At 72.6% G+C, this 19,266-nt stretch carries 15 protein-coding genes; 9 read left to right on the top strand and 6 right to left on the bottom strand.

The genetic code is table 11. The features are described from left to right. Positions 1-533: 533 nt before the first annotated feature. On the bottom strand, positions 534-2,780 hold the full coding sequence (locus ACFYO5_RS04900; protein ID WP_388704224.1) for a heavy metal translocating P-type ATPase: 2,247 nt from the start codon (positions 2,778-2,780) through the stop codon (positions 534-536). Between the two features lie 82 nt (positions 2,781-2,862). Next, positions 2,863-3,102, bottom strand: a complete 240-nt coding sequence (locus ACFYO5_RS04895) for a heavy-metal-associated domain-containing protein (RefSeq protein WP_356559864.1) — start codon at positions 3,100-3,102, stop codon at positions 2,863-2,865. A gap of 589 nt (positions 3,103-3,691) precedes the next feature. On the opposite strand from ACFYO5_RS04895, the gene ACFYO5_RS04890 reads away from it, so the two are divergent. Beyond that, entirely contained in the window at positions 3,692-4,735 is a 1,044-nt protein-coding gene (locus ACFYO5_RS04890; RefSeq protein ID WP_388704221.1) for a zinc-dependent alcohol dehydrogenase family protein, read from the top strand. On the opposite strand, the gene ACFYO5_RS04885 is transcribed toward ACFYO5_RS04890, so the two are convergent. The 3 genes from ACFYO5_RS04885 to ACFYO5_RS04875 all read right to left on the bottom strand — a co-directional run bounded on the left by ACFYO5_RS04885 (position 4,710) and on the right by ACFYO5_RS04875 (position 6,799). Next, complete coding sequence (locus ACFYO5_RS04885; protein WP_356559862.1) at positions 4,710-5,288, bottom strand: GNAT family protein; 579 nt, start codon at positions 5,286-5,288, stop codon at positions 4,710-4,712. The two genes, ACFYO5_RS04890 and ACFYO5_RS04885, sit on opposite strands and share 26 nt — an antisense overlap. A gap of 53 nt (positions 5,289-5,341) precedes the next feature. After that, positions 5,342-5,542 (bottom strand): MerR family transcriptional regulator, encoded by a 201-nt coding sequence (locus ACFYO5_RS04880; RefSeq protein WP_356559861.1) that lies wholly within the window; start codon positions 5,540-5,542, stop codon positions 5,342-5,344. Between the two features lie 339 nt (positions 5,543-5,881). Continuing rightward, positions 5,882-6,799, bottom strand: coding sequence for a sugar phosphate isomerase/epimerase family protein (locus tag ACFYO5_RS04875; protein WP_388704218.1), 918 nt, complete (start codon positions 6,797-6,799; stop codon positions 5,882-5,884). Positions 6,800-6,924: 125 nt separating this feature from the next. Between ACFYO5_RS04875 and iolC the strand changes: the two genes are divergently transcribed. From iolC to ACFYO5_RS04835, 8 genes are all read left to right on the top strand, one after another. Then, entirely contained in the window at positions 6,925-7,884 is a 960-nt protein-coding gene (iolC, locus tag ACFYO5_RS04870; protein WP_356559859.1) for a 5-dehydro-2-deoxygluconokinase, read from the top strand. Between the two features lie 86 nt (positions 7,885-7,970). After that, complete coding sequence (locus ACFYO5_RS04865; RefSeq protein WP_388704730.1) at positions 7,971-8,840, top strand: deoxyribose-phosphate aldolase; 870 nt, start codon at positions 7,971-7,973, stop codon at positions 8,838-8,840. 61 nt (positions 8,841-8,901) lie between these two features. Beyond that, complete coding sequence (iolB, locus tag ACFYO5_RS04860) at positions 8,902-9,723, top strand: 5-deoxy-glucuronate isomerase (protein WP_388704215.1); 822 nt, start codon at positions 8,902-8,904, stop codon at positions 9,721-9,723. After that, entirely contained in the window at positions 9,720-11,597 is a 1,878-nt protein-coding gene (gene iolD / locus ACFYO5_RS04855; protein WP_388704212.1) for a 3D-(3,5/4)-trihydroxycyclohexane-1,2-dione acylhydrolase (decyclizing), read from the top strand. Before iolB ends, iolD begins: the two co-directional genes overlap by 4 nt. Positions 11,598-11,611: 14 nt before the next feature. Then, entirely contained in the window at positions 11,612-13,114 is a 1,503-nt protein-coding gene (gene mmsA, locus ACFYO5_RS04850) for a CoA-acylating methylmalonate-semialdehyde dehydrogenase (protein WP_356559856.1), read from the top strand. A 507-nt stretch (positions 13,115-13,621) separates the two neighbouring features. Next, on the top strand, positions 13,622-15,034 hold the full coding sequence (locus ACFYO5_RS04845; RefSeq protein ID WP_388704208.1) for an APC family permease: 1,413 nt from the start codon (positions 13,622-13,624) through the stop codon (positions 15,032-15,034). A gap of 111 nt (positions 15,035-15,145) precedes the next feature. Beyond that, on the top strand, positions 15,146-17,776 hold the full coding sequence (locus ACFYO5_RS04840; RefSeq protein ID WP_388704206.1) for a CocE/NonD family hydrolase: 2,631 nt from the start codon (positions 15,146-15,148) through the stop codon (positions 17,774-17,776). Continuing rightward, positions 17,773-18,663 (top strand): ABC transporter permease, encoded by an 891-nt coding sequence (locus tag ACFYO5_RS04835; protein ID WP_356559853.1) that lies wholly within the window; start codon positions 17,773-17,775, stop codon positions 18,661-18,663. The genes ACFYO5_RS04840 and ACFYO5_RS04835 overlap by 4 nt, the downstream gene beginning before the upstream one ends. Before the next feature lie 151 nt (positions 18,664-18,814). Here the strand turns inward: ACFYO5_RS04835 and ACFYO5_RS04830 are convergent, their stop codons facing one another. After that, positions 18,815-19,207, bottom strand: a complete 393-nt coding sequence (locus ACFYO5_RS04830) for a rodlin (RefSeq protein WP_356559852.1) — start codon at positions 19,205-19,207, stop codon at positions 18,815-18,817. Positions 19,208-19,266 lie beyond the last annotated feature (59 nt).

Here is a 19,266-nt window from a genome sequence, read left to right as displayed (position 1 = left end):
CGGTGCGGATTCCCCCCACGGGATCCGGCCGGGCGTCTGGAGGACACAGCGCCTGAATTCGCTGATGCCATATGTGATTGTCGTGCGCGGGGTCGAGCGCGACGAGCGAACTCGCCGACCCCCGCCGTGTGCGATCTGCCGGGACAGCGCACGCTGGGAGGGCCGCTCAAAGCTTCCCGGTGTGCCTGCCCCGGCAACGCATCTCTGGAGAAGTCCCCCAAGACATCTCCAGATGCCAGTCCGCGCCCCCCAAGACGCTTTCTGACATCGTCAACTTAGACCGTCGAACCCCTTCGATGGTTACGTTCGCATCACTGTGATCTGTGTCTCTTGCATATGTCCCGTTACCTACGCAAGAGCCCGGATACGGCGATCGAGGCCCAAGCGTAAGGAAGATGCGCGAGCCTTGTGAAGAGCTTATGTGAGGCGCGCGCCGGACTCCAGGGGGCCCTGGTTTCGACTTGGTCCTAACCACCGGTAACTTCCCGGTAGTTCGCTGCGAGTCCTTGAGAGTCGGCGGAAGTCGGCGGAAGTCAGCGGAACGTCCGCAGCCGCAGGCTGTTCGTCACCACGAAAACGGACGAGAAGGCCATCGCGGCCCCGGCGAGCATCGGATTCAGCAGCCCCGCGGCGGCCAGCGGAAGCGCGGCCACGTTGTAGCCGAAGGCCCACACCAGGTTGCCCTTGATGATGGCCAGGGTGCGCCGGGACAGCCGGATGGCGTCCGCCGCGACCCGCAGGTCCCCGCGCACGAGCGTCAGATCGCCCGCCTCGATCGCCGCGTCGGTGCCCGTGCCCATCGCCAGCCCCAGGTCGGCCGTGGCCAGCGCGGCGGCGTCGTTGACGCCGTCGCCGACCATGGCGACGACCCGCCCCTCGCCCTGGAGCCGCTTCACGACGGCGACCTTGTCCTCGGGCAGCACCTCGGCGACCACCTCGTCGACGCCGATCTCGGCCGCCACCGCCTCGGCCACCGCCCGGTTGTCCCCGGTGAGCAGCACCGGTGTGAGCCCGAGCGCGCGCAGCTCCCGTACGGCCTGCGCGCTGGTCCCCTTGACCGAGTCGGCGACGGCGAGCAGTCCGCGTACCGCCCCGTCCCAGCCGACGACGACCGCCGTGCGACCGAGGCGCTGGGCCTCCTCCCTGGCGTGTGCCACGTCCGGCGGGAAGTCGGGGAGATCGTCGAAGAGTCGCCCCACGGCCACCTCGTGGCCCTCCACCCGCCCGCGTACGCCGCGTCCCGGCACGTTCTCGAAGCGCTCGGCCGGCGGCAGCCGCCCGGCCCGTTCCTCGGCGCCGGCGGCGACCGCCCGGGCGACCGGGTGCTCGGAGGCGTGCTCCAGGGCGCCCGCGAGCCGCAGCAGCTGCTTCTCGTCGGTGCCCTCGGCGGCGTACACCTCCTGGAGGGTCATCCGGCCGGTGGTGACCGTACCGGTCTTGTCGAGGACGACGGTGTCGATCCGGCGGGTGTTCTCCAGGACCTCGGGGCCCTTGATGAGGATGCCGAGCTGGGCGCCCCGGCCGGTGCCGACCATGAGCGCGGTGGGGGTCGCGAGCCCCAGGGCGCACGGGCAGGCGATGATCAGGACCGCGACGGCCGCCGTGAACGCGGCGACGGTGTCGCCGGTCAGGCCCAGCCAGGCACCGAAGGTGGCGGCGGCGATCAGCAGCACGACGGGGACGAAGACCCCGGCGACCCGGTCGGCCAGCCGCTGGACGTCGGCCTTGCCGTTCTGCGCGTCCTCCACGAGGCGGGCCATGCGGGCGAGCCGGGTGTCCGCGCCGATCCGGGTGGCCTCGACGACGAGCCGGCCGCCCGCGTTCACGGTGGCGCCGGTGACGGTGTCGCCCGGACCGACGTCCACGGGTACGGACTCGCCGGTCAGCAGGGAGGCGTCGACGGCGGAGACGCCCTCGACGACGGTGCCGTCGGTGGCGATCTTCTCGCCGGGCCGCACCACGAACCGGTCCCCGGCGGCCAGCCGGTCCAGCGGGATCCGGCTCTCCCGCCCGTCCCGCAGCACGGCCACGTCCTTGGCGCCCAGCTCCATCAGCGCTCTGAGCGCCGCTCCCGCACGCCGCTTGGAGCGGGCCTCCAGATAGCGGCCGAGCAGGATGAAGGCGGTGACCCCGGCGGCGACCTCCAGATAGATCGTGGAGGCTCCGTCGGCGCGCGACACGGTCGGTGCGAAGGGGTGCCGCATCCCGGGCATGCCCGCGTCGCCGAGGAACAGCGCCCACAGCGACCAGCCGAACGCGGCCAGGGTGCCGACGGAGACCAGCGTGTCCATGGTCGAGGCGCCGTGCCGCAGGTTCGTCCAGGCCGCCCGGTGGAAGGGCAGGCCGCCCCAGACGACGACGGGCGCGGCCAGGGTCAGCGACAGCCACTGCCAGTTGTCGAACTGCAGGGGCGGGACCATCGCGAGCAGCACGACGGGCGCGGCGAGCAGGGCGGAGACGAGGAGGCGGTGGCGCAGGGCCGACAGCTCGGGGTCCCCGGACGGCTCGGCCGGTATCTCCTCGGGTGCCGGGGGCGCGGGCTCCTCGGCGGTGTAGCCGGTCTTCACGACGGTCGCGATCAGGTCGGCGACCCGCACCCCGGAGGGGTAGCTGATCCGCGCCTTCTCCGTCGCGTAGTTGACCGTCGCGGTGACGCCGTCCATGCGGTTGAGCTTCCTCTCCACGCGGGCCGCGCAGGAGGCGCAGGTCATCCCGCCGATGAGCAGCTCGACCTCGCCGGACTCGGCGGTCGTCGGGGCCGTGGTGGTGGTGCTGGGCATGTCCGTGACTCCAGGGAACGGAACGGGCCGTGTCCGACCAGTGTCGACCGGTCGGCACGGCCCGATGCCGGAGGGGGGTGGCTCAGGCGCGGCCGACCAGCTCGAAGCCGGCCTCGTCGACGGCGGCGCGCACGGCCTCGTCGTCCGGTGTCGTGGCGGAGACGACGGTGACCTCGCCGGTGGAGGCGACGGCCTTCACGGAGGTGACGCCGGGGATCCCGGAGATCTCGCCGGAGACGGCGCCCTCGCAGTGGCCGCAGCTCATGCCGCTCACCTTGTAGACGGCGGTGACGGTACCCGGGGTGTCGGTGTGGGCGGTCATCTCGTTACTCCTCGTCGAGGCGTGTGGTGGGGGTGGCCGGCCCGGGGGGACGGCCGGTGGGGGCGGGGGCGGGCCGAACTGGCCGGAAGGCCTCCACTTCATTCAGGTTATACCCCTAGGGGGTATTTCTCCAAGCACCCCCGTCGCGGCCGGGTCGCTCGCCGACCAGCGGTTCCGGAGGGGGCACGAGGCGCGACGCCGCGCTGTGGGGTTCCCAGGACGGCCGCCTGTCGGTCCCCGCGAACCGCTTGCTCCCACCGCCGTACCTCCTCCGGTTCCCGCGTTCACCGGCTCGCACCGCCGTACCTCCTCCGGTTCCCGCGACCGCTTGCCCCCACCGTCGTACCTCCTCCGCCGCTCCTGCCCGACGGGCGCTGAGCCCGCTCCGGCCGCACGACCCGACGGAGGCCGACCCGGATCCCGCCGCACGACCCGACGGGGGCTCGGCCGGCTCCCGCCGCACGACGCCGTACCGGTGCGCCAAGGACACCGTCGGAGCGCACGGTGCGGGGCGGGCCCTAGCATGCGCGGTGATCTCCCCGGCCCGGGGACGGTCGGTGAGGGCGGGCACAGGTGGAAGGAGCCGCACGTGCGGGCTGTGGTGTTCGAGCGGTACGGGGAGCCGGCCGAAGTCAGGGAGGTGCCCGACCCGCGGCCCGCGGAGCACGGCGTGGTGGTCCGTGTCGAGGCCAGCGGTCTGTGCCGCAGCGACTGGCACGGCTGGATGGGCCACGACCCGGACATCGTCCTGCCGCACGTCCCGGGCCATGAACTCGCCGGAGTCGTCGAGGAGGTGGGCGCCCGGGTCACCCGGTGGAGCCCCGGCGACCGGGTGACCGTGCCCTTCGTGTGCGGCTGCGGCAGCTGCCCGGCCTGCGCGGCGGGCGACCACCAGGTCTGCGAGCGCCAGACCCAGCCCGGCTTCACCCACTGGGGTTCCTTCGCCCAGTACGTGGCGCTGGACCACGCCGACGTGAACCTGGTCGCGGTCCCCGGCGACCTCTCCTACGCCACCGCCGCCGCCCTCGGCTGCCGGTTCGCCACCGCGTTCCGCGCGGTCGTGCGGCAGGGCCGGGTCGCGGCGGGGGAGTGGGTGGCCGTGCACGGCTGCGGCGGGGTGGGCCTGTCCGCGGTGATGATCGCGGCGGCCTGCGGGGCGCGGGTGATCGCCGTGGACGTCTCCCCGGAGGCGCTGGAGCTGGCACGGGCGTTCGGTGCGGCCGAGTGCGTGGACGCGCGGGCCGTCCCGGACACCGCGGCGGCGGTCCGCGCGCTGACCGCCGGCGGGGCGCACCTCTCCCTCGACGCCCTCGGCTCGCCCGCCACCTGCGCCGCCTCGGTGAACGGCCTGCGCCGCCGCGGCCGGCACGTCCAGGTCGGCCTGCTGCCCTCGGCGGACGGCACCACCCCCGTCCCGCTGGCCCGTGCCATCGCCCTGGAGCTGGAACTGCTCGGCAGCCACGGCATGGCCGCCCACGCCTACCCCCCGATGCTGGAGCTGGTGCGCGCGGGCGTGCTCCGGCCCGACCTGCTCGTGACCTCGACGATCACGCTGGACGCCGTACCGGACGCGCTGGCGGGGATGGGGACGGCGCCGGGTGCCGGGGTCACGGTCGTCGAGCCGTGGCGGTGAGGGCGGCCCACTCCCGGTCCAGGAGCGCCATCAGCACCTCGTCCGCCCAGCCACCGTCCCGCGGCGCGGCCTCCCGCCGCACGCCCTCCACCACGAAGCCGACCTTCTCGTAGACCCGCCGGGCCCGGTGGTTGTCGCCGTACACCTCCAACTGGACGCGGTGCAGACCCAGTCGCTCGAAGCCGTGGCCGACGATCAGGCGGGTCGCCTCGGTGCCCAGCCCGCGGCCGCGGCCGCGGGGCCCGATCAGGGTGCGGAAGGTGCAGGTGCGGGTGTACGCGTCGTACTCGTGGAGGACCACCTCGCCGACGAGTTCGCCGGTGGCCCGGTCGGTGACGGCGAGGTCGAGGCGGTCGGGCCGCTCGGAGCGCGTGGCGTACCAGGAACGCAGCCGCTCCAGGGTGAGTTCGCCGTCCGCCGGGAAGGTGAAGCGGACGACCTCGGGGTCCCTGATGATCTCCCACATGGTCTCGGCGTCCGCCTCGGTGAAGGGCCGCAGCACCGTTGCCTCACCGGTGAGGCGGGGTTTGACGGAGAAGTCGCAGGGGTCCATGGACAGCACTGTGCCCCACCCGGGGGTGGGGCACGGAACGGTTTTCCGGGCGGTCAGTCCGCTCGGCGACCCCGGCTGCCGGGCCGGGAGGCGACCCAGGTGCGGACGGTGTCGGCGTACCAGTAGGGCTTTCCGCCCTCCACGTGGTCGGGCGGGGGGAGCAGCCCGTGCTTGCGGTAGGACCGTACGGTGTCCGTCTGCACCTTGATGTGTGCCGCGATCTCCTTGTAGGACCAGAGCCTTCGGTCGGTCATGGGTCGCACCTCCCTGCGCTGCGGGGGCGGCGGCCTGGAGGCCGCCGGGGGGAGCCCGGCGCTGCGCTGGCGATCACCAGGCCTGTGCCCACTCAGCGACGCACGGTGACAGCGGGGAAGCGGTTGTCGACGTGGCGTGACCGTTCACCCGCGTACGCGCGACATCGGTGACGGAACATCGATCTTTGTGACGCAGGTGACACAAGTGCACCAAAGGTGCGCCCGGCCTCGATGGGCTACCCGTCGAAAGGTGCGCCCGGCCTCGATGGGCTACCCGCCGAAAGGTGCGCCCGCCCTCGAAGGGCTACCCGCCCAAAGGTGCGCCCCGCCCGCGCAGGGCTACGCCCCGCAGGAGCGCAGGAACGCCCGGGTCCGCTGGGCGATGGGCAGCGGCGCGTCCGCCTCGCACGGGTACATGTCCTGCTCGACGATCGCGAACAGGTCGACGTCCAGCTTCTGCGCGGCCTCCAGCACGGGTCCCAGCGCCGGCACCCCCGAGGGCGGCTCGCACATCACCCCGCGTGCGACGGCCGGTCCGAAGGGGACCTCCTGCGCCCGCACCTCCGCGAGGATCTCCGGGTCGACCTGCTTGAGGTGCAGGTACCCGATCCGCTCGCCGTACGTCTCGATCAGCTTGACGCTGTCGCCGCCGCAGTACGCGTAGTGCCCGGTGTCGAGGCACAGCGACACGAGGCCGGAGTCGGTGCCGTCCAGGAACCGGACGACGTTCTCCTCGCTGTCGATGTGGGTGTCGGCGTGCGGGTGGACGACGATCTCCAGCCCGTACCGCTCCCGCACCCGCTTGCCGAGCCGCTCGGTCAGCGAGGTCAGATTGCGCCACTGCTCGGGCGTGAGCGTGTCCGGTTCCAGCACCTCGCCGGTCTTGTCGTCCCGCCAGAACGACGGGATCACGACGAGGTGCCGTGCTCCCATGGCCTGCGCGAGCGCCGCGTTGTCCGCCACGTGCGCCCAGGTCTTCTCCCACACGGCCTCGCCGTGGTGCAGCCCGGTGAACACCGTGCCGGCCGACACCTTGAGGCCGCGCCGGGCGGTCTCCTCGGTGAGGACGGCGGGATCGGTCGGCAGATACCCGTAGGGGCCGAGTTCGATCCACTCGTAGCCGGAGAGCGCGACCTCGTCGAGGAAGCGCTGCCAGGGCACCTGCCGCGGGTCGTCCGGGAACCAGACGCCCCAGCTGTCGGGGGCCGAGCCGATCCTGATGCGGGAAAGTGAGGGCTGAGGTGACAACGACGTCATGGCCGTCAGCGTGCGGCGCGCCCGCAGGGGGTGTCAAGACCTGGTCCGAATGTCTGGACAAAACATTGACAGGGTCCGCCGTGCGGGGCTAGAAAGCCGTGGAGAGCCGATACGAAGGGAACTCGATGGCCTACGACCTGATCACCATGGGGCGGATCGGAGTGGACCTCTACCCGTTGCAGACGGGCGTGCCGCTGCCGCAGGTCACGTCCTTCGGGAAGTTCCTCGGCGGCTCGGCGGCCAACGTCGCGGTCGCCGCCGCCCGACTCGGCCGGTCCACGGCGCTGATCACCCGCACCGGCGACGACCCCTTCGGCACCTACCTGCACGAGGCCCTGCGGGATTTCGGCGTCGACGACCGCTGGGTGACCCCGGTCCCCGGCCTGGCGACCCCCCTCACCTTCTGCGAGGTCTTCCCGCCGGACGACTTCCCGCTCTACTTCTACCGCCGGCCCAAGGCGCCCGACCTGGAGATCGACGCCCACGACCTCGACCTCGACGCCGTCCGCGAGGCCCGCGTCTTCTGGGTCACCGGCACCGGCCTGAGCGAGGAGCCCAGCCGTACCGCGACGCTGGCGGCCCTCACCCACCGCGCCAAGGCCGGCACCACCGTGTTCGACCTCGACTGGCGGCCCATGTTCTGGTCCGACCAGTCCGGCCCGGATGCCGCCCGCCCCTTCTACGCGGAGGCCCTGAAGCACGCCACCGTCGCCGTGGGGAACCTGGACGAGGTGGAGGTGGCCACCGGGGTGCGCGACCCGCACGCCGCCGCCCGCGCCCTCCTGGACGCCGGGGTCGAACTGGCCGTCGTCAAGCAGGGACCCAAGGGGGTCCTGGCCGTGAACAGCGCGGGCGACTCCGCCGAGGTCCCCCCGCTCCCCGTGCGGGTCCTGAACGGGCTCGGGGCCGGCGACGCCTTCGGGGGCTCCCTCTGCCACGGCCTGCTCGCGGGCTGGGACCTGGAGAAGACCATGCGCCACGCCAACGCCGCCGGCGCCATCGTCGCCTCCCGCCTGGAGTGCTCCTCGGCCATGCCGACGCCCACCGAGATCGAGGAAGCCCTCGCCGCCGGAGCGGTGCTGTGAGGGCGGGCCGTGTGGGAGGCGCCCCGCCCGAGGGCGCCGGCGCCGCTAGCGTCACCGCGGGCCGTCCCGCCCCCACCGCCGTCGACGTGTCGGAACTCGTCCGTCTGCGCACCCACCACCCCGAGGCCATCGCCGAGGCCGCCGCCCGCCGCACCCGCCGCCCGCTGCTCGAAGAGGCCGGCCGGCTGATGATCGTCGCCGCCGACCACCCGGCGCGCGGCGCCCTGGGCGTGGGCGACCGCAAGCTGGCCATGGCCAACCGCGCCGATCTGCTGGAGCGCCTCTGCCTGGCGTTGAGCCGACCCGGCGTGGACGGCGTCCTCGCCACCGCCGACATCCTCGACGACCTGCTCCTGCTGGGCGCCCTCGACGGCAAGGTCGTCATGGGCTCGATGAACCGCGGCGGCCTCCAGGGCGCCCGCTTCGAACTCGACGACCGCTTCACCGGCCACCGCGCCGAGGACATCGAGCGTCTCGGCTTCGACGCGGGCAAGCTGCTCCTGCGGATCGACTACGACGACCCCGGCTCGCTCACCACCCTGGAGTCGACCGCCCGCGCGATCGACTCCATGGCGGCCCGCGGGCTGCCCCTCTTCGTCGAGCCGTTCATCAGCCGGCGGACCCCGGAGGGAAAGCTCACCAACGACCTCTCGGCCGAGGCCGTCACCAAGTCGATCGCCATCGCCTCCGGCCTGGGCGGCACCTCCGCCTACACCTGGCTCAAGGTCCCGGTCACCGACAACCCCGACGACATGGCCGACGTCATGGCGACCTCCACGCTCCCCGCCGTCCTGCTGGGCGGCGAGGTGGGCGACGACCAGGACGGGGCGTACGAGAAGTGGCGCGGCGCGCTGCGCCTGCCCACCGTCCGCGGCCTGGTGGTCGGCCGTTCGCTGCTGTACCCGGCGGACGGCGACGTGACCGGCGCCGTGGACACCGCCGTGGGACTGCTGTGAGGGCCGCGTCGAGCGTGAGCGCCGCACCGGACGTGAGCACCGCAGGGAGTGTGAGGGCCGTATGAACGACGAGTTGTACCTTCCGCGGGGCAGCACCGCCGACGCGCACCACGTGCTGGACATCGACCCCGAACGGGCCGGCTGGAAGCACAGCAGCCTGCGCGTCGTCGAGCTGGCGCCGGGCGGCACCCACAGCCTCACCACGGGTGACAGCGAGTGGATCGTGCTTCCGCTGGAAGGCGGATGTACCGTGCAAACAGCTGGTGAAGAGTTCCAACTCCTGGGCAGGGAGAGCGTGTTCGCGTCGGTAACCGACTTCGCGTACGTTCCCCGCGACGCCCGGGTCCAGATCGCCTCCGGCGCGGGAGGCCGCTTCGCCCTGGCAGGAGCGAAGTGCGAGCGACAACTCCCCGCCCGCTACGGCCCCGCGCCGGAGGTCCCCGTCGAGGAACGCGGCAGCGGCAACTGCGCCCGGCTGGTGCGCAACTTCGCCTCCGCCGACGCCTTCGACTGCGCCAAGCTGATCGCCGTCGAGGTCATCACCCCCGGCGGCAACTGGTCCTCCTACCCACCGCACAAGCACGACGAGCACCGGCCGGGCGAGGAGTCGGAGCTGGAGGAGATCTACTACTTCGAGATCGACGGACCGGACGGCTTCGGCTACCAGCGGGTCTCCCCGTCGCGCGAGGGCGGCTCCGACGTCCTGGCCGAGGTCCGCTCCGGTGACGCCGTCCTCGTCCCCGATGGCTGGCACGGCCCGTCGATCGCCCAGCCGGGCCACGCCATGTACTACCTGAACGTCATGGCCGGACCCGGCGAGACCCGGGAGTGGCGGATCTGCTTCCACCCGGCCCACACCGCGACCACAGGGGGTTACCGATGACCATCAGGCTCACCGTGGCCCAGGCACTGGTGCGTTTCCTCGCCGCCCAGTACACCGAACGCGACGGCGTACGGCAGCGGCTGATCGGCGCCACCTGGGGGATCTTCGGCCACGGCAACGTCGCCGGCCTCGGTCAGGCGCTCGTCGAGTACGCCGACGAGATGCCGTACCACCAGGGCCGCAACGAGCAGTCGATGGTGCACGCGGCCGTCGGATACGCCCGCCAGTCCAACCGGCTCTCCACGCACGCGGTGACGACCTCCATCGGCCCCGGCGCGACCAACCTGGTCACCGGAGCCGCCCTCGCCACCGTCAACCACCTCCCGGTGCTGCTGCTGCCCGGCGACACCTTCGCCACCCGTGTCGCCGACCCCGTCCTCCAGCAGCTCGAAGTCCCGTACGCCGGCGACGTCTCGGTCAACGACGCGCTGCGCCCGGTGTCGAGGTACTTCGACCGCGTCACCCGCCCCGAGGCCCTGATCCCGGCCGCCCTCCAGGCGATGCGGGTGCTGACGGACCCGGTGGAGACCGGCGCGGTCACCCTCGCCCTGCCCCAGGACGTCCAGGCCGAGGCCCACGACTGGCCCGACGAGTTCTTCACCGAGCGCACCTGGACGGTACGGCGTCCGGGCGCCGACCCCGCCGAACTCGCCCAGGCGGTCACGGCGATCCGGGCGGCGAAGCGCCCCCTCCTCATCGCGGGCGGCGGCGTCCACCACAGCCGCGCCGAGGAGGCCCTCGCCGAGTTCGCCGCGGCCACCGGCATCCCGGTCGCCTCCACCCAGGCCGGCAAGGGCTCGCTGCGCCACGACCATCCCCAGGACGTCGGCGGCGTCGGCCACACCGGCACCGCGACGGCGGACGAACTGGCCCGCACCGCCGACCTGGTGATCGGCGTCGGCACCCGCTACACCGACTTCACCACTGCCTCCCACACCCTCTTCGGCCATGACGACGTCCGCTTCCTCAACCTCAACATCGCGCCCCACGACGCCCACAAACTGGCCGGCCTGCCGCTCGTCGCGGACGCCCGCAGCGGCCTCCTGGAGCTGACCCGGGCCCTCGGCACGCACTCCCACCGCGTCGCGGACGCGTACGTCGCCGAGTACGGCGAGGACAAGGAGCGCTGGGAGCAGCGCGTCGACGCCTGCTACGAGGCCGAGGAGCCCGACGTACGCCCGACGCAGCCGCAGGTGCTCGGCGCGCTGGACGCGATCGTCGACGAGTCGGACGTGATCATCAACGCGGCCGGTTCACTCCCCGGCGACCTGCACAAACTGTGGCGGGCCCGCTCGCGCGACCAGTACCACCTGGAGTACGGCTACTCCTGCATGGGCTACGAGATCCCGGCCGCGATCGGCGTCAAGCTCGCCGCGCCCGACCGGCCGGTGTGGGCGCTGGTCGGTGACGGCACCTACCTGATGATGCCGACGGAGATCGTCACGGCCGTGCAGGAGGGGATCGCCATCAAGATCCTGCTCGTGCAGAACCACGGCTACGCCTCCATCGGCGGTCTGTCGGAGGAGACCGGCGGCGAGCGGTACGGCACCGCCTACCGCTACCGCGCCGACGACGGGACGTTCACCGGCGCCCCGCTCCCCGTGGACCTGGCCGCCAACGTGGCCAGCCTCGGCATGCGCGTACTGCGCGCGAAGACCGTCCACGACCTGCGCGAGGCCCTCGCCGAGGCGCGCGCCGCCGACACTCCCACTTGTGTCTACGTCGAGACCCAAACGGCAGACACAGTGTCGGGCCCGCCCCCGGCGCAGGCCTGGTGGGATGTACCCGTGGCCGAGACCGCGACCCGAGCGTCCGCGGTGAAGGCCCGTGAGCTGTACGAACGGCACGTCTCCACCCGACGCCGCCATCTGTGAAGGAGTACTCGGTCATGACGAAGATCGTCAACCACTGGATCGGCGGCAAGACCGTCGAAGGCGCGTCGGGCACGTACGGGCCGGTCACCGACCCGGCGACCGGCGCGGTCACCACCAAGGTCGCGTTCGCGACCGTCGACGAGGTCGACGCGGCGGTCGCCGCCGCGAAGGACGCCTTCGCCACCTGGGGCACGTCCTCGCTGGCCAAGCGCACCACGATCCTGTTCGCGTTCCGGGCGCTGCTCGACGCGAACCGGGACGCGATCGCCGAGCTGATCACCGCCGAGCACGGCAAGGTGCACAGCGACGCGCTGGGCGAGGTCGCGCGCGGCCTGGAGATCGTCGACCTGGCGTGCGGGATCACCGTGCAGCTGAAGGGCGAGCTGTCGACCGAGGTCGCCAGCCGCGTGGACGTCTCCTCGATCCGCCAGCCGCTGGGCGTCGTGGCCGGCATCACGCCGTTCAACTTCCCGGCGATGGTCCCGATGTGGATGTTCCCGATCGCCATCGCGACCGGCAACACGTTCGTGCTGAAGCCGTCCGAGAAGGACCCGTCGGCGTCCCTCAAGATCGCCGAACTGCTCGCCGAGGCCGGTCTCCCGGACGGCGTCTTCAACGTCGTCAACGGCGACAAGGTGGCCGTCGACCGCCTCCTGGAGCACCCGGACGTCAAGGCCGTCTCCTTCGTCGGCTCCACCCCGATCGCCCGCCACATCCACACCACCGCCGCCGCGAACCACAAGCGGGTCCAGGCCCTGGGCGGCGCCAAGAACCACATGCTGGTCCTCCCGGACGCGGACCTGGACGCGGCGGCGGACGCGGCGGTCAGCGCGGCCTACGGCTCGGCGGGCGAGCGCTGCATGGCCATCTCGGCCGTGGTGGCGGTCGGTGCCATCGGCGACGAGCTGGTGGAGAGGATCCGCGAGCGCGCCGAGAAGATCAAGATCGGCCCCGGCAACGACCCCACGTCCGAGATGGGCCCGCTCATCACCAAGGTCCACCGCGACAAGGTGGCCTCGTACGTGACCGGCGCGGCGGCGGAAGGGGCGGAGGTCGTCCTGGACGGCACCGGCTACACCGTCGAGGGCTTCGAGGACGGCCACTGGATCGGCATCTCGCTCCTCGACAAGGTGCCGACGACCGCCAAGGCCTACCAGGACGAGATCTTCGGCCCGGTCCTGTGCGTGCTGCGCGTGGACACCTACGAGGAGGGCCTGGCGCTGATCAACGCGTCGCCCTTCGGCAACGGCACCGCGATCTTCACCCGGGACGGCGGCGCCGCCCGCCGCTTCCAGCTGGAGGTCGAGGCCGGCATGGTCGGCGTGAACGTCCCGATCCCGGTCCCCGTCGGCTACCACAGCTTCGGCGGCTGGAAGGACTCCCTCTTCGGCGACCACCACATCTACGGCAACGACGGCACGCACTTCTACACCCGCGGCAAGGTCGTCACCACCCGCTGGCCGGACCCGGCGGACGCCCCGGCCGGCGTCGACCTGGGCTTCCCGCGCAACCACTGACACGGCGCCGTACGAGTCGCCCCGTCGTCCCCGTCGAGGGGAGGGCGGGGCGCCGTCGTGTGCGGGCGACTGCCGGCCGTCGTCGCGTGTGCGGCCCACCGGCCGCCGGTCTCCCCGTCCGCCGCGAACGCCTCGACCGCCTCGGTGAGGTGCCGGTCCGCGCGGCGAGGAGGCCCGGTGCCATCGCCGCGGCGGCACCCGAACCCGGCGGATCCCAGGGCGATCCCCCGCCCGCACGTCCGGATAGCGGACGAGGGCACGTTTTTTCGCCACGGCCCCTACGGTTCCCGTACGCCCCACCACCCCCTGGGCGCCTGCCCGTCACTGTCGAATACCTCTCCAACGCGGCCTCCGATCAACGGATTCCGTAGATGAACACCTATTGACGTGGTGGTTTTCGTCGGGGTTCCATGCAGCGCCGGGAGCGGCCCGAACGAGTACCACCCAAGCCGCCGGAGGCGATAGCGCTCCCGACCGAACCTCGCCGCACCAGTCGATCGGAACTCCATGACCGACACGCTCCGCCCCGTCCCGGCCGCCGTCGACGGGTCAGCCGTCCCCGACGCCCAGGACGGCACCCAGAAGCTCAAGCGCTCCATCGGAGTGGTCGGCGGCACCCTGCTGACCCTGTCCTGCGTGACCCCCGCGTCCACGCTGTTCGTCGTCGTGCCCGACCTGTTCGGCTCGCTCGGCACCGCCACCGCCCTCACGATCGCGATCGGCTCCCTCCTCTGTATCGCCGTCGCGTTCTGCTACTCCGAACTGGGCACCCTCATCCCCAGCGCGGGCGGCGAGTACGCGATGGTCTCCACGATGGCCGGGCGGCTGGCGGGCTGGCTGGTGTTCGTCCTCTCCCTGCTGGTCGTGATGATCGTCCCGCCGGTGATCGCGATGGGCACGGCCGACTACCTGGCCCCGATCGCGCACCTCGACCCGTCGCTGGCCGGCGCCGCCGTGATGCTGCTCGCCACCCTCGCCGGCCTGCTCGACCTGCGCGCCAACGCCTGGATCACCGGCGTCTTCCTGGTCCTGGAGGTCATCGCGGCGGCCGTGGTCGCGGTGCTGGGCTTCGCCCACAGCGAGCGCGGCGCGGGCAGCCTGGTCTCCCTGGAGGTCGCCGGCACGGACGGCCACGCCGACACCGTGACCGCGATGCTGATCGTCTCCGGCCTCGCGATCGCCCTCTTCGTCACCCAGGGCTTCTCCACCGCCGTCTACCTCTCCGAGGAACTGGAGAACCCGCGCCGCAACGTCGCCCGCACGGTCCTGGCCACCCTCGCCATCTCCACCGTGATCATCCTGGTCCCGGTCGTCGGCATCACCCTCGGCGCCTCCGACCTCACCGAGCTGACCGGCGGCGACATCGGCGCCATGGTGACCGCCTGGTCCAACTCGGCCGTCGGCACCTTCGTCAGCCTCTGCGTGGCCCTCGCCATCGTCAACGCGGGCATCGTCATGGTCATCCAGAACTCCCGCGTCCTGTTCGCCTCCGCCCGCGACCGGGCCTGGCCCAGGCCGGTCAACACCGTCCTCTCCAAGCTCGGCCGCTTCGGCTCCCCGTGGGTCGCCACCCTCGCCGTCGGCGTCCCCGGCGCGCTGCTCTGCTTCGTCAACCTCGACACCCTCTACGGCGTCACCGGCGTCTCCGTGACCGGCATGTACCTGCTCGTCGCGGTCGCCGCCCTGCTCTCCCGCCGCGGCGCCCACCGCCACACGCACGCCTGGCGAATGCCCCTGTGGCCCGTCGTCCCCGCCGTCCTCATCGCGGTCCTCGCCTACATCCTGACCCAGCAGGAGACCGTCTACCTCGTGTGGACCGGAGGCATCACCGCCGCCGCCACCCTGTACTGGGCGCTCTACCTCCGCCCCCGGCCCGACACCCGCTGGCTGGTGTCGATCCCGGAGGACGCGCGGGACTGACCCGTACCGCGCCTGGTGTACGCCGGCACCCCGCCGTACGCCTACGGGAGGTCGCGCAGTTCGGTCTCCGGTCGACAACTCCCCGACAGTTCCACCCCGTACCGTTGACGCATGGATCTTCGACTGCGCGGACCGCGGCGGCCGCGGCGGACGATCGCCGCCGCGGCCGCCGTCACCGTGCTCGCCGGCGCCGGCACGTGGACGGCGGCGGCCTCGGACGACACACCCCCGGTGCACCGCGCCGACCAGGTCATGACGGTGAACGGCGTACGCCTGGACACCTCCTACTTCACCTCCGGCGGCTCCGGCCGCCGCCCCGCCGTCCTGCTCGGGCACGGCTTCGGCGGCACCAAGGAGGACGTCCGCGGGCAGGCGCAGGACCTGGCCGCCGACGGCTACGCGGTGCTGACCTGGTCGGCACGCGGCTTCGGCGAATCCACCGGCAAGATCGGACTGAACGACCCCAAGGGCGAGGTCGCCGACGTCTCGAAGCTGATCGACTGGCTGGCGAAGCAGCCCCAGGTCCAGCTCGACAAGGCCGGCGACCCGCGCGTCGGCCTGGCCGGCGCCTCCTACGGCGGCGCGATCTCCCTGCTGGCCGCCGGACACGACCACCGCGTCGACGCCATCGCCCCCGCGATCACCTACTGGAACCTCGCCGACGCCCTGTTCCCCGACGGCGTGTTCAAGAAGCTGTGGACCGGCGTCTTCTTCAACACCGGCGGCGGCTGCGCCAGATTTGAGCCCGAGCTGTGCGCGATGTACGAGCGGGTCGCCGAGTCCGGCACCCCCGACGCCGCCGCCCGCGCCCTCCTGGAGGAGCGCTCCCCGTCCGCCGTCGGCGACCGCGTCAAGGTGCCCACCCTGCTGCTCCAGGGCCAGACCGACTCCCTCTTCACCCTCGCCCAGTCCGACGCCGCCGAGAAGGCCATCCGCGCCAACGGCGCCCCCGTCGACGTCGACTGGATCGCGGGCGGCCACGACGGCGGCGACCTGGAGACGAGCCGCGTCCAAGCCCGTGTCACCTCCTGGTTCGACCGCTACCTCAAGGACGACGAGAGCGCCGACACCGGCCCCGCCTTCCGCATCACCCGCACCGGAGGCGTCGACTCCACCGACGGCGCCGCCCTCCTGCGCGGCGCGAGCGACGACACCTACCCCGGACTGACCGGCGGCGACCGCCCGATCGCCCTGACCGGCCGCGAGCAGTCCTTCGCCAACCCGCCGGGCGCCAGCCCGCCCGCCGTCTCCGCCCTGCCCGGACTCGGTGGCGGCGGCCTCTCCCAGCTGTCCTCCCTCGGCCTCGGCGTCTCCCTCGACTTCCCCGGCCAGTTCGCCGCGTTCACCTCCGCGCCCGTCACCACGGACCTGCGCGTCACCGGCTCCCCGACGGCCACCGTCCACGTCAGATCGACCAGCGAGGACGCCGTCCTGTTCGCCAAGGTCTACGACGTCGGCCCGGACGGCCGCCGACAGGTGCTGCCCGCCCAACTGGTCGCCCCCGTCCGCGTCGAGGGCGCCAGAGCCGGCAAGGACGTGACCCTCACCCTCCCGGCCGTCGACCACGAGGTCGACAAGGGCCACCGGCTGCGCCTGGTCCTCGCCTCCACCGACCTCGGCTACGCCTCCCCGGCCGCCCCGGCGACGTACACCGTCTCCCTGAAGGGCGACCTGAAGGTGCCCACCGCCGCCGGCGTGAGCACCGCGGCCGCCCCGCTGCCGTCCTGGGTGTGGTGGCTGCCCCTCGCCGGCGCGGCCCTCGCCCTTGCCCTGCTGCTCACCGGCCGCCGCCGCATCGCGACACCCGCCCCCGACCCGCACCTGGCCGAGGTACCGCTCCAGATCACCGACCTGAGCAAGAAGTACGCGGGCGGCGACCGCTACAGCGTCCGCGACCTCTCCTTCCGCGTCGAGAAGGGCCAGGTCCTCGGACTGCTCGGCCCGAACGGCGCCGGCAAGACGACCACCCTGCGCATGCTGATGGGCCTCATCAAGCCGGACGGCGGCGAGATCCGCGTCTTCGGCCACGCCATCCGCCCCGGCGCCCCCGTCCTCTCCCGCGTCGGCGCCTTCGTCGAGGGCGCCGGCTTCCTCCCGCACCTGTCCGGCCGGCAGAACCTGGAGCTGTACTGGCGGGCCACCGGCCGCCCGCCCGAGGACGCCCACCTCGACGAGGCCCTGGAGATCGCCGGCCTCGGCGACGCCCTGGCCCGCGCGGTGCGCACCTACTCGCAGGGCATGCGCCAGCGCCTGGCCATCGCCCAGGCCATGCTCGGCCTGCCCGACCTCCTCATCCTCGACGAACCCACCAACGGCCTCGACCCGCCCCAGATCCGCGAGATGCGCGAGGTGATGATCCGGTACGCCGCCGCCGGCCGCACGGTGATCGTCTCCAGCCACCTGCTGGCGGAGGTCGAGCAGACCTGCACGCACCTCGTGGTCATGGACCGCGGCCGACTGGTCCAGGCGGGCCCGGTCGGCGTGATCGTCGGCTCCGGCGACACCCTCCTCGTCGGCACCGCCACGCCCGTCGAGGAGCCGCTCGCCGAGAAGGTGGCCGCGCTGCCCGGCGTCGCCTCCGCCGTCCGCACCGACGAGGGACTCCTCGTCCGCCTCGACGCCGACGGCACCGCCCAGCACCTGGTCGCCGAGCTGGTGCGGCTCGACGTGCCCGTGCAATCGGTCGGCCCGCACCGCCGCCTGGAAGACGCCTTCCTCACCCTGATCGGAGGCTCCGCATGAGCACGCTGACCGAGCCGGGCCCGCACACCGAGCACACCGTGCCCGTCGCCACCGCCTCCGGCTACCGCGCCTCGCACACCCTGCCCCTGCGCGTCGAACTGGCCCGCCAGCTCAGGCGCCGCCGCACGCTGGTCATGGGCGCCGTCCTCGCCGCCCTGCCGTTCGTCCTGGCCATCGCCTTCGCGATCGGCGGCGAACCGGGCGAGGGCGGCGACCGGGTCAACCTGATGGACACGGCCACCTCGTCCGGCGCCAACTTCGCCGCGGTCAACCTGTTCGTCTCCGCCGGCTTCCTGCTGGTCATCCCGGTCGCCCTGTTCTGCGGCGACACCGTGGCCTCGGAGGCCGGCTGGGCCTCGCTGCGCTACCTCCTCGCCGCCCCCGTCCCGCGCGCCCGCCTGCTGTGGTCCAAGCTCGTCGTCGGACTCGGCCTGAGTCTCGCCGCGATGGTGCTGCTGCCGGTGGTCGCCCTCGCCGTCGGCACCGCCGCCTACGGCTGGGGCCCGCTACAGATCCCCACCGGGGGCGCCCTCGACGCCGGCACCGCCGCCCAGCGGCTCGTGGTGATCGTGGGATACGTCTTCGTGTCCCAGCTGGTCACCGCCGGCCTCGCGTTCTGGCTCTCCACGAGGACCGACGCCCCCCTCGGCGCGGTCGGCGGCGCGGTCGGCCTGACCATCGTCGGCAACGTCCTCGACGCCGTCACCGCCCTCGGCGACTGGCGCGACTTCCTGCCCGCGCACTGGCAGTTCGCCTGGGCCGACGCCATCCAGCCCACCGCCGAGTACTCCGGCATGATCCAGGGCACCGCCGTCTCGGTGACGTACGCCCTCGTGCTGTTCGCCCTGGCCTTCCGCGGTTTCGCCCGCAAGGACATCGTCTCCTAGGCCGACGGAGGATCACCACCGGTCTCGGCGGGCTTCCGCCGTGCCCTCTTCGAGCCCCCTCCGCACCACCTCGTGCCGCACGTGCCGGCGTGCCCGTGCCATGCGGAAGGGGCGGACACCGCGTCGGTGTCCGCCCCTGGCCGTGCCGCTGTCAGCCCTCGCTGTTCGCGGACAGGATCGACACGTCCTCCAGGAGGTGGGCCAGCGCACCGTCGCGCTTGGTCTGCGTGGAGTTGTCGGCACACTGCTGCGTCAGGTCGTCCGACAGGATCGGGACGTTCTGGATCGGGACGACGTCGAGGACGGCGACGGGAATGTCGTTCACGGCGATGCACGGCTTGTTGAACGAGCCCTGGATGAGCGCCATCTGCGGGCTCATGTTGCCGTACGTCGCCGAGTTGCCGTAGCTCTGCATCGCGCCGTTGCCGTTCGACAGCGTGGGGCCGCTGTCGTCGCCGATCGCCAATGCCTGCGGAGCAGCGGCGGCGGAGGCTCCCATGACGGAAGCGGCGATTGCCGTGGTGGCAAGAACCTTCTTGATCACTGGCCTGTCCTTTCTGAGGAAACCCCGTCCACCGGAGCCTCCTGGTCAACTCCGAACAG

The sequence above is a fragment of the Streptomyces sp. NPDC006259 genome, from assembly GCF_042870975.1.
Taxonomy (GTDB): domain Bacteria; phylum Actinomycetota; class Actinomycetes; order Streptomycetales; family Streptomycetaceae; genus Streptomyces.
The sequence above is the reverse complement of the archived record's forward strand: the minus strand, read 5'-3'. Positions and strand labels throughout refer to the sequence as shown.

Excerpts from the sequence above, each read along its gene's own strand:
- ACFYO5_RS04900 (WP_388704224.1), bottom strand. The coding sequence starts at position 2,780 with ATGCCCAGCACCACCACCACGGCCCCGACGACCGCCGAGTCCGGCGAG.
- ACFYO5_RS04895 (WP_356559864.1), bottom strand. The coding sequence starts at position 3,102 with ATGACCGCCCACACCGACACCCCGGGTACCGTCACCGCCGTCTACAAG.
- ACFYO5_RS04885 (WP_356559862.1), bottom strand. The coding sequence starts at position 5,288 with ATGGACCCCTGCGACTTCTCCGTCAAACCCCGCCTCACCGGTGAGGCA.
- ACFYO5_RS04880 (WP_356559861.1), bottom strand. The coding sequence starts at position 5,542 with ATGACCGACCGAAGGCTCTGGTCCTACAAGGAGATCGCGGCACACATC.
- ACFYO5_RS04875 (WP_388704218.1), bottom strand. The coding sequence starts at position 6,799 with ATGACGTCGTTGTCACCTCAGCCCTCACTTTCCCGCATCAGGATCGGC.
- iolC (WP_356559859.1), top strand. The coding sequence starts at position 6,925 with ATGGCCTACGACCTGATCACCATGGGGCGGATCGGAGTGGACCTCTAC.
- iolB (WP_388704215.1), top strand. The coding sequence starts at position 8,902 with ATGAACGACGAGTTGTACCTTCCGCGGGGCAGCACCGCCGACGCGCAC.
- iolD (WP_388704212.1), top strand. The coding sequence starts at position 9,720 with ATGACCATCAGGCTCACCGTGGCCCAGGCACTGGTGCGTTTCCTCGCC.
- mmsA (WP_356559856.1), top strand. The coding sequence starts at position 11,612 with ATGACGAAGATCGTCAACCACTGGATCGGCGGCAAGACCGTCGAAGGC.
- ACFYO5_RS04845 (WP_388704208.1), top strand. The coding sequence starts at position 13,622 with ATGACCGACACGCTCCGCCCCGTCCCGGCCGCCGTCGACGGGTCAGCC.
- ACFYO5_RS04840 (WP_388704206.1), top strand. The coding sequence starts at position 15,146 with ATGGATCTTCGACTGCGCGGACCGCGGCGGCCGCGGCGGACGATCGCC.
- ACFYO5_RS04835 (WP_356559853.1), top strand. The coding sequence starts at position 17,773 with ATGAGCACGCTGACCGAGCCGGGCCCGCACACCGAGCACACCGTGCCC.